The 5,455-nt window shown below is 43.4% G+C and carries 6 protein-coding genes and 1 pseudogene; 1 reads left to right on the forward strand and 6 read right to left on the reverse strand.

Annotated elements, in window-relative coordinates:
• The 4 genes from F8N00_RS15895 to F8N00_RS15910 all read right to left on the reverse strand — a co-directional run.
• The coding region (locus tag F8N00_RS15895) for a family 1 glycosylhydrolase (RefSeq protein WP_421018553.1) at window positions 1-376 on the reverse strand (376 nt) is incomplete at its 3' end.
• A 41-nt stretch (window positions 377-417) separates the two neighbouring features.
• A complete protein-coding gene (gene celB / locus F8N00_RS15900) occupies window positions 418-1,755 on the reverse strand; it encodes a PTS cellobiose transporter subunit IIC (RefSeq protein ID WP_421018554.1) in 1,338 nt (445 codons plus the stop codon).
• Window positions 1,756-1,770: 15 nt separating this feature from the next.
• Window positions 1,771-2,100 carry a PTS lactose/cellobiose transporter subunit IIA gene (locus F8N00_RS15905; RefSeq protein ID WP_058265898.1) on the reverse strand — a complete coding sequence of 110 codons (330 nt, stop codon included), beginning with the start codon at window positions 2,098-2,100 and terminating at the stop codon, window positions 1,771-1,773.
• 5 nt (window positions 2,101-2,105) lie between these two features.
• Complete coding sequence (locus F8N00_RS15910) at window positions 2,106-2,402, reverse strand: PTS sugar transporter subunit IIB (RefSeq protein WP_023468230.1); 297 nt, start codon at window positions 2,400-2,402, stop codon at window positions 2,106-2,108.
• Between the two features lie 147 nt (window positions 2,403-2,549).
• Here F8N00_RS15910 and F8N00_RS15915 point away from each other — a divergent pair, with 147 nt between their 5' ends.
• Window positions 2,550-4,352 (forward strand): type I phosphomannose isomerase catalytic subunit, encoded by a 1,803-nt coding sequence (locus tag F8N00_RS15915; protein WP_421018555.1) that lies wholly within the window; start codon window positions 2,550-2,552, stop codon window positions 4,350-4,352.
• A 363-nt stretch (window positions 4,353-4,715) separates the two neighbouring features.
• On the opposite strand, the gene F8N00_RS15920 is transcribed toward F8N00_RS15915, so the two are convergent.
• Both F8N00_RS15920 and F8N00_RS15925 read right to left on the reverse strand, forming a co-directional pair.
• Window positions 4,716-4,943, reverse strand: a complete 228-nt coding sequence (locus tag F8N00_RS15920; protein ID WP_058265896.1) for a hypothetical protein — start codon at window positions 4,941-4,943, stop codon at window positions 4,716-4,718.
• 199 nt (window positions 4,944-5,142) lie between these two features.
• A pseudogene (locus tag F8N00_RS15925) lies at window positions 5,143-5,455 on the reverse strand (hypothetical protein); the annotation flags it as partial.

The raw sequence follows: 5,455 nt of genomic DNA on the forward strand, positions 1-5,455 counted from the left end.
GTCTCGTGGGCTCGGAGATGTGTATAAGAGACAGATTGTAGAAATCGACCGCTTCCGGATTGATGGTTCCTTCTCCCGTTGGAAATAGACGCGACCAAGAAATCGATAGTCGAAACGAATTGTGCCCGAGCTCTTTCATCAAGGCAATGTCTTGTTTGTATTGATAGTAAAAGTCAGATGCTACTGAAGCACTGACACCATCAAAGAAGCGGTTCGGTTCGACCTCGTACCAGTGATCCCAAATGTTCGGACCTTTTCCACCTTCATAGGCGGCTCCTTCCATTTGTGTCGCAGAGGCAGCTGTCCCCCACCAGAAATCCGTCGGAAAATCATACTTTTTAATCGTAGTCGTCTTGTTCTCTATCTGATTCATCATTAGCACATCCTATCTCTCATTTTTCACTCATCCGGTATACGTTATCCGATCTGTTGATTTTTTTCTTGAGTAGTATTCGCTTCTTCCCGTTCTTTCTTCAAATTCAAACGGTCAATGAAGACGAGGAACGGGAACCAGACTGCCATGATGATTGCAAAGTTGACTAATTGTAGCAATCCACCAGCTAACGAATTGGTTGCCATCATTCCACTGATGAACATCGGGACAGTCCACGGTACCGCAACACCGGTCGGAGGTGGGACGATCCCCGTTGACATCGCGAAGTACGTCACGGTCACCGTAATCAGCGGTGCGACGATCCATGGAATCATGATCAATGGGTTCATGACGATAGGAAGTCCAAAGATCATGGGTTCATTAACGTTGAAAATACCAGGTCCAATTGACAGTTTTCCGATTTGTTTCATTTGTTTCGATCGCATGAATAACAAGATGGCAACAACGACAGCGAGTGTTGAACCGGAACCCCCGATCCCAACCGTATAGATTTCAATGAATTGTTTACTGATGATGTTCGGGATTTCTCCGTTTGACGTGTACGCATTCAAGTTTTCAAGAGAGAGTGTGTTCCAAATCGGGTCCATGACCGAGTTGACGATGACTTGTCCGTGCAGTCCAAAAAACCAGAATAGTTGCACGAAGAAGATGGCGATTAATGTCGGGAAGAGTCCGTTCCCTAGATTAACAAGTGGTTTTTGAACAAGATTGAAGATGAGATCGTGTAAGTTCGTATCTAACAGTGAAGTGACGGCAATGTTAATGCCAAGGAATACGGTGAGCGTAAGTAATGCCGGGACGAGTGCTGAGAATGATTTGGCGACAGCTGTCGGCACACCGGCAGGCATTTTGATCGTCCAGTTTTTTTGAACGATGAAGCGATAGATCTCTCCTGCTAGGAATCCTGTGATCATGGCTAGGAACATGCCTTTTGCGCCGAGACGGTCGAGTGGAATGACATTGCCGACTGGTTCGGCGACATTTTCGACTGATACAAAGAAAGGAGTAAGTAATAAAAACGAAACAAGTGCAATGACGCCACCGAAAACAGCTTCGACCTCATAACTTTTAGACAGATAATAACCGATACCGAATACGACGAACAATGACATGATGCCCATTGTGGCGGATGGAGCGTTTCCAAGTGATGTCTTAAAGGCATCTAGTACACCCGGAGACATGAACTTATCAAGGAACGGTAAATTCGCGACGACGACAATTAAGGAACCAAACATCGTAATCGGAAAAGCAAGCATGAATGCATCACGTAATGTCTGCAAATATCGACTATTGTTTAAAAATGCCGCCATCGGCATCAAAAAACGACTTAGCAAATCAAACCACTTACTATTCTCAGTCATCTTAAACACTCCTTATCATTTTTGGGAAAACTTATGTTCCATGAGTTCGATGAGTCCGGTCGTTAAATCAAGCATCGTCTGCGTCGACATCAGGTGATCTTCTGCATGTAATAACAATAAGGAGAGCGTCGTCGGCTCACCGCTTGCTTCCTTTTGAACCTGACTAAAGTGAACTTGGTGTGCTTCTTGTAATTGCGCTCTTGCACTTGATAATAATTGGTCGAAGTCTTCAAACGTGCCATCTTTATACACTTCGATCGCTTCACGAATCGTACTTCTCGCATTTCCACTGTGTAAGATCATCGTGAACGCGATTTGCTCCATCGTCTGTTCATTCGTCTGCATATCGATCACCCCATCAACTTCACAGCTTGTTCGTAAGCTGCTTTTCCGTCTGCCATTCCATACGCCATCATATCGATGACTTCGACCGGTTTGTCTGTCGCTTGCTGAAATTTTGATAATAGAAATCGCATTTGTGGTCCAATCAAGATGACATCTGCACCAGACATCTCCTTCATCGCCTGATCTTGTCCGACTGCCCAAATTTTAGCTTCTTCTCCGAGTCCCTTCGCATGTTCTTGCATCTTCGACACCAAAATGCTCGTCGACATTCCTGAACTACACGCCAACATGATTTTTCTCATCTACAATTCCCTCCTCATTTGTAATCGCTTACACATTTGATTATACGGATTAATTCATTCATGTCTATACTTGATAATTAATTTGTTTATTTTTATTTTATAAAAGTGTAGAGTTGTTATTGAAAATAAGATGAAGGAGGAATTTGTATGACAAAACCGATTTATCTTACTCCCCTTTCAAAAGAACGAATTTGGGGCGGACAGAAGCTTCAAGAGTATGGATTTTCGATACCTAAAGAACAACGGACGGGAGAAGTCTGGACAGTAGCAAGTCATCCAAACGGCATGTCACGCGTCCAGACTGGACCAATGACGGGACTCACCTTAGAAAAACTATGGTCAAATCACCCTGAAATTTTTGGTATGGAGACCGACTCTGATTTTCCACTATTGGTAAAATGGATCGATGCCTCGGAGGATTTATCCGTTCAAGTCCATCCAAACGACAAGGATGCCAATCGTTTTGAAAAGCAGCCATTTGGTAAAAATGAATGCTGGTACATCTTAGATTGTCCAGAAGACGCCGTCCTTATCTATGGTCATTCGTTAACCTCCTTAAACAACTTTGATGAGACCATTCATCAGGGTACTTTATTGCAGTCTCTTCAGCATGTGCCAATCGCTAAAGGTGATTTTATCTATGTACCTGCTGGCACAGTGCACGCGTTAACAAAAGGATGTGTCGTCCTTGAAATTCAACAAAATTCAGATACGACCTATCGACTATTTGATTACGACCGGTCTGATCCGGTGACGGGAAAGGTACGCCCGCTTCATCTTGAACAAGCCCGTCGTATCATTCGTTTTCCTCATTTCCAGTACACGGAACCTGCCGTCATGCTCACTCCTTTTCGTAAAAGATTGACACAAACACCCGACTTCTTTGTCGAAGAGTGGTCGATCAGGCAGACATATACTTTAGAAGCAAGCTGTCTGTTTCGCGTCATCACGGTCATCGAAGGTACGATTGAATTGGACCACGTCCTCTTGTCTGTCGGAGCAACTGCGATTCTTCCGGCAAATAGCACCTTTCTCATCCAAGGAAACGGTCTCGTCTTGATCACTGGTCCTTCTCTTAAAATGACAACGCCTCATCGAATCGGTATCGACCTCGGTGGAACGCAAACACGTGTCGCTGTGATCGATCAACATAAAATCGTTAAACAATTGTCGTTTCCGACCAATCCTAAAGCAGGTCCATCCCAGACGCTTTCAAATATCGAGTACGCCATTCAAGTTTTTTCAGAGGAATTTCACCTGTCGAACATCGGAATTGCCGCGCCTGGTCCACTCGATACGAAGACTGGACTTCTGTTATCTCCACCAAATTTACCAGGATGGGATGAAGTCGACTTGGTTACCCCACTTTCCTCCGCATTCGACTTACCCGTCTTTCTCGAGAACGATGCCAATGCCGCGGCTCTAGGTGAAGCGTTATACGGCGCGGGACGTCACTCATCATCTGTCTACTATGTGACCGTCAGTACAGGAATCGGTGGAGGTTATGTCTATATGAAACAACTAATCCGTGGAGCAAATGGATACGCTGGTGAGATTGGCAATACGATTATCGACTCATCGGGTCCACTGCATCCTGTGTTGAACAAAGGTTCTCTCGAAGGATATGCCAGTGGTACAGCACTACAGTCACGAGCTAACGAACGACACGCCTCGTCCATCGAGCGATTACTCGCCCATCCGCAAGAGAGGGATCGTTTTATAAATCATTTAGCAACTGGACTTGCAAACATCATTCACACGATTGATCCGGAAGTCATCGTCGTTGGAGGAGGTGTTACGGGATCTGCTGATTTATACTGGGAAGCGTTACAGGAACGTGTTCGCGAACTCGTATATCCTTCCCTTCGTACAAAGGTCGATATCCGTCTTGCCGAATTGAAAGGACAGGCAGGCGTCATCGGAGCTGCTGCTCTAGATGGAGTAGAGTAAGCACCACATCACTTACCTTATTTAATCAAAGCAAAGAGGGTGATCCATTCCGTTATTGAAATGGATCACCCTCTTTGTATACATCCTATCTATTTGAATATAGCTATTTTTTAGAGCAGCGAATTGCTAAAAATGACTTCAGCTCGTTCTCAATCCGTTTTGGGTTTAAGGAAGAACAGAAAAATGTTAAATACTAAAAAAAGACCAAGCAGTACCCACAAGACAGAATAAAATGCTGTATTCGGGACGAACAAATAATCTATCAATAACACGATTAAAAAGAGAATATATCCAACAAAATATACTTTTTTCTTACGCGAATCCATCGTCTCATCTCCTTTATACATATAAGTGTTCTGTCGATTACTTCGTATTTTTTATAATCACTACAGTTAAAACAAGGGATGGGATGAAACAAATCAGTAGATCCGAAAGTGAGATCGAGAGTGAAGTAGGATGAATCAGCATCTCTATCCCTTTAAAAATGGCACCGAGCACAACAAGTAACGATAGGAGAACCGGAACGAAATTACGCATCCATCTCGGAATACTCAGCCACATCCGTAAAATCTTTTGTGTTTTATCATCCATGTCATTCACCTCTTTTACAATTTTACATAAATTAGTATATCATACGGATGATTTTTGTGAAAAAATGTCGAAATCACGTGTCGATTGAATCTTCTCCTTTACGTATAAAAGCAGTAAAAAAGAAGCTTACATGATGTGTAAGTGTCTTTTTACTGCCTTATAGGATACAGATCAATGTCTCTTCCCCTGCTACTTTGAACTAATTAATCACACCTTCTGCACTACAATAAAACTCCAGAGGAATGTTGTGTGTGGAAGAAATACCATGTTGAATGAATTCTCCACCGACCGTCACATCGTATGTTCTTCCGCCATCCATCAAAGTAGCGGTATATCCAAGCTGTCTCCATGTCCCCTTACTCGATGAAACGGTTGACGTCATAGACGTGATAGTTTTAAAGACTTGCCTTTCTGCCTCCTCACGAAGTGCGGTATCAAATGAACCAGTGATCGAAATGGCAAATGTTGTCCCCTTCGCATGAATCGTTTTTGATTTAGATGTGGATTCTTTC

This window comes from Exiguobacterium sp. A1_3_1, assembly GCF_048985645.1.
Taxonomy (GTDB): domain Bacteria; phylum Bacillota; class Bacilli; order Exiguobacteriales; family Exiguobacteriaceae; genus Exiguobacterium_A; species Exiguobacterium_A indicum.

What these genes read in the sequence shown, in the direction of transcription:
- F8N00_RS15905 (WP_058265898.1), bottom strand. Translation starts at nt 2,100, where the DNA reads ATGCAGACGAATGAACAGACGATGGAGCAAATCGCGTTCACGATGATC.
- F8N00_RS15910 (WP_023468230.1), bottom strand. Translation starts at nt 2,402, where the DNA reads ATGAGAAAAATCATGTTGGCGTGTAGTTCAGGAATGTCGACGAGCATT.
- F8N00_RS15915 (WP_421018555.1), top strand. Translation starts at nt 2,550, where the DNA reads ATGACAAAACCGATTTATCTTACTCCCCTTTCAAAAGAACGAATTTGG.
- F8N00_RS15920 (WP_058265896.1), bottom strand. Translation starts at nt 4,943, where the DNA reads ATGGATGATAAAACACAAAAGATTTTACGGATGTGGCTGAGTATTCCG.
- celB (WP_421018554.1), bottom strand. Translation starts at nt 1,755, where the DNA reads ATGACTGAGAATAGTAAGTGGTTTGATTTGCTAAGTCGTTTTTTGATG.